At 70.1% G+C, this 3,722-nt stretch carries 3 protein-coding genes; 2 read left to right on the top strand and 1 reads right to left on the bottom strand.

Translation table 11 applies throughout. From position 1 onward, the window contains the following. On the bottom strand, positions 1–541 hold a 541-nt coding region (locus AC27VN_RS35600), incomplete at its 3' end, for a LacI family DNA-binding transcriptional regulator (protein ID WP_490879668.1). A gap of 186 nt (positions 542–727) precedes the next feature. Between AC27VN_RS35600 and AC27VN_RS35605 the strand changes: the two genes are divergently transcribed. Beyond that, a complete protein-coding gene (locus tag AC27VN_RS35605) occupies positions 728–2,080 on the top strand; it encodes a GntP family permease (RefSeq protein WP_398495736.1) in 1,353 nt (450 codons plus the stop codon). Positions 2,081–2,093: 13 nt separating this feature from the next. Further along, a complete protein-coding gene (gntK, locus tag AC27VN_RS35610) occupies positions 2,094–3,653 on the top strand; it encodes a gluconokinase (protein WP_398495738.1) in 1,560 nt (519 codons plus the stop codon). Positions 3,654–3,722: the final 69 nt, after the last annotated feature.

A 3,722-nucleotide genomic window follows, 5' to 3' on the forward strand; every position in this document is an offset into this window, starting at 1 on the left:
TGGCGCGACCCGCGTCCTGCTGCGAGAAGCCCACGCTGTGGATGCCGGGCGCCTCCGAGGTTTCCATCAGGTGCACGCAGGGCGCGTCGCTGGCCTCGAGCAGGCGCGTGGCGCCCGCGCTGCGGTCGAAGCCGGTCAGCAGGAGGCCCGCGGGCCGCTGCGAGAGGTAGCTGCGCAGCAGCGCCTCCTCCTGCGCAGGGTCGTAGTGGGTCACGCCGATCAGCGACTGGAAGCCGTGCGGCGCCAGCGTGTCCTGCACCGCCTCGAGCAGCTCCACGAACAGCTGGTTGGTCAGCGACGGGATCAGCACCGCCACGTGCGAGCTGCGCGCCGAGGCCAGCGCGCGCGCCGCCACGTTGGGCACGTAGCCGAGCTCGTCGACCGCGGCCTGCACGCGCGCCTTCAGGTCGGGCGCCACGTTGCGCGCGCCGCGCAGCGCGCGCGAGACGGTGATCGGGCTCACGCCCGAGACGCGCGCCACGTCGTCGAGGGTCACGCGGCTGGAGGAACGGGAGCGCAGGCGCTCGGGGGCATCGGCCATGGCGAAATCTAGGGTTACTACCGATCCGGGATTGGACAGCGCTGTCCTAGGATAGCGCTGTCCCGGCCCTTGCCGCCTCGGAAAAACCCGAGGATGCTTCAGAGGCTGGTTTTTTTGGGTTGTGCAGGATAGCGCTATCCCGACCCCGCCGGCCGCCTTTGCAGCGCCCGGCTTCAGGAGACAGACATGTTCGGAATGAGCAAAGAGGTGTTCCTGCTCGTCGACGCCCTGGTGGCGATCCTCGGGCTCATCCTTCTGATCACGCGCTGGCGCGTGCACCCCTTCATCGCGCTGACCCTGGCCGCGGGCTTCCTCGGCCTGACCTCGGGCATGCCGGTGGACCTGGTGATGAAGTCCTTCCAGGACGGCTTCGGCGGCGTGCTGGGCTTCGTGGGCATCGTGCTCGGCCTGGGCACCATGCTCGGCAAGATGATGGCCGAGTCGGGCGGCGCCGACCGCATCGCGCGCACGCTGATCGACGCCTTCGGCAAGGAGCGCGTGCACTGGGCGATGATGTTCGCGGCCTTCCTGGTCGGCATCCCGCTGTTCTTCGAGATCGGCTTCGTGCTGCTGATCCCGCTGGTGTTCATCGTGGCGCGGCGCACCGGCGTGTCGCTGATCCGCATCGGCATTCCGCTGCTGGCGGGCCTGTCGGTGGTGCACGGCCTGGTGCCGCCGCACCCGGGGCCGCTGCTGGCCATCGGCGTGTTCGGCGCCGACATCGGCAAGACCATCTTCTACGGCCTGATCGTCGGCCTGCCCACCGCGATGATCGCGGGCCCGATCTTCGGCAAGTTCATCTCGAAGTACGTGCCCGGCGAGGCCTCGCCCGAACTGCTCGAGCAGCTGGCGCGCGAACCCGAGGCGCGCGAGCTGCCGGGCTTCGGCATCACGCTGCTGACGGTGCTGCTGCCCGTGGGGCTGATGCTGCTGAAGACCTTCGCCGACGTGGCGCTCGACGAGAAGAACATCGTGCGCCAGTGGATGGACTTCATCGGCCATCCGATCACCGCGCTGCTGGCGGCGCTGCTGCTGTCGCTCTACACCTTCGGCTTCGCGCGCGGCTTCACGAGCAAGCAGATCATGAAGTTCGTCGACGACAGCCTGGCGCCCACGGCGGCCATCGTGCTGATCATCGGCGCGGGCGGCGGCTTCAAGCAGATGCTGGTGGCCAGCGGCGTGGGCAACGCGATCGGCCACATGGCGCTGAACGCGCAGGTCTCGCCGATCCTGCTGGCCTGGCTGGTCGCGGGCCTGATCCGCATCGCCACCGGCTCGGCCACGGTCGCCACCATCACGGGCGCGGGCATCGTCGCGCCGCTGGCCACCATGGTGCCGGGCGTGAACCGCGAGCTGCTGGTGCTGGCCACGGGCGCGGGTTCGCTGATCCTGTCGCACGTCAACGACGCGGGCTTCTGGCTGGTCAAGCAGTACTTCAACATGACGGTGGCCGAGACCTTCAAGACCTGGACCGTGATGGAAACGCTGATCTCGGTCGTGGCCATCGTCTTCATCATGCTGCTGAGCATGGTGGTCTGAGGAGGAGGCACCCATGGGCCGCACCGTCATCGGCGTCGACATCGGAACCACCAGCACCAAGGCCGTGGCCTTCACGCCCGCGGGGCGCGTGCTGGCCCATCACGCGGTCGGCTACCCGTTGCTGCAGCCCGAGGCCGGCGCCGCCGAGCAGGATCCCGAGCAGATCTTCCAGGCCGTGCTCGCGGCCATCGCGGGCTGCGTGCAGGAGAGCAAGGCCGCGCCCGCCGACGTGCTCGCCGTGTCCTTCAGCGCGGCCATGCACAGCCTGATCCTGGTCGACGGCGCGGGCGCGCCGCTCACGCCCAGCATCACCTGGGCCGACCAGCGCGCCGCGCCCTGGGCCGAGCGCATCCGCGACGAATGGGACGGGCTGGCGATCTACCGCCGCACCGGCACGCCGATCCACCCGATGTCGCCGCTGGCCAAGCTGGTGTGGCTGCGCCACGAGCGCGCCGAGCTGTTCGCGCGCGCCGAGCGCTTCGTCGGCATCAAGGAGTACGTGTTCTTCCGGCTGTTCGGCCAGTGGCAGGTCGACCACTCGATCGCCTCGGCCACGGGCCTGTTCAACATCGAGCGGCTGGCCTGGGACGAAGGCGCGCTCGCGCTGGCCGGCGTGCGCGCCGAGCAGCTCTCGCGCCCGGTGCCCACCACCTGGCACATCGAGGGCCTGGCGGCCGACGTCGCTGCGAAGCTGGGCCTGGCCGAGCACACGCCCTTCGTGATCGGCGCCAACGACGGCGTGCTGTCGAACCTCGGCGTCAACGCGGTCTCGCCCGGCGAGGTGGCCGTGACCATCGGCACCAGTGGCGCGATGCGCACCGTGGTCGACCATCCGATGACCGACCCCGAGGGCCGCACCTTCTGCTATGCGCTGGCCGAGCGGCGCTGGGTGGTGGGCGGTCCGGTGAACAACGGCGGCATCATCCTGCGCTGGGTGCGCGACGAGTTCGCCGCGGCCGAGGCCGAGACCGCCAAGCGCCTGGGCATCGACACCTACGAGGTGCTCACGCGCATCGCCGAGCGCGTGTCGGCCGGCAGCGAGGGACTGGTGTTCCATCCCTTCCTCACCGGCGAGCGCGCGCCCTACTGGAACGCCAACCTGCGCGGCTCCTTCTTCGGCCTGGGCATCCACCACCGCAAGGAGCACATGATCCGCGCGGTGCTCGAGGGCGTGATCTTCAACCTGCACAGCATCCTGCCGGCGGTCGAGGCGATCGCGGGTCGCAGCGCCCACATCAAGGCCACGGGCGGCTTCGCGCGCTCGGGCATGTGGCGCCAGATGATGGCCGACGTGTTCGACCGCGAGGTGGTGGTGCCCGAGAGCTTCGAGAGCTCCTGCCTCGGCGCCGCGGTGCTGGGGCTCTATGCGCTGGGCCATGTCGATTCGCTCGACGTGGTGGCGGGCATGGTGGGCGCCACGCACCGCCACACGCCCAATGCGAAGAACGCCGCGCTCTACCGGCAGCTGCTGCCGGTGTACCTCTCGCTGCCGCGCAAGCTCGGCGAGGAATACCGGCTGCTGGCCGCGTTCCAGCAGCAGACGGCCGCGCCGCCGCCGCCGCGCCGCGGTTGACGCGGCCCCACCCTCGAACGTCCGTTGGAGATTCGGTCTTGCTGAACACGATCCCCCCGGCCTCCGCCT

Source organism: Variovorax sp. 20P10.2.4, from assembly GCF_058244205.1.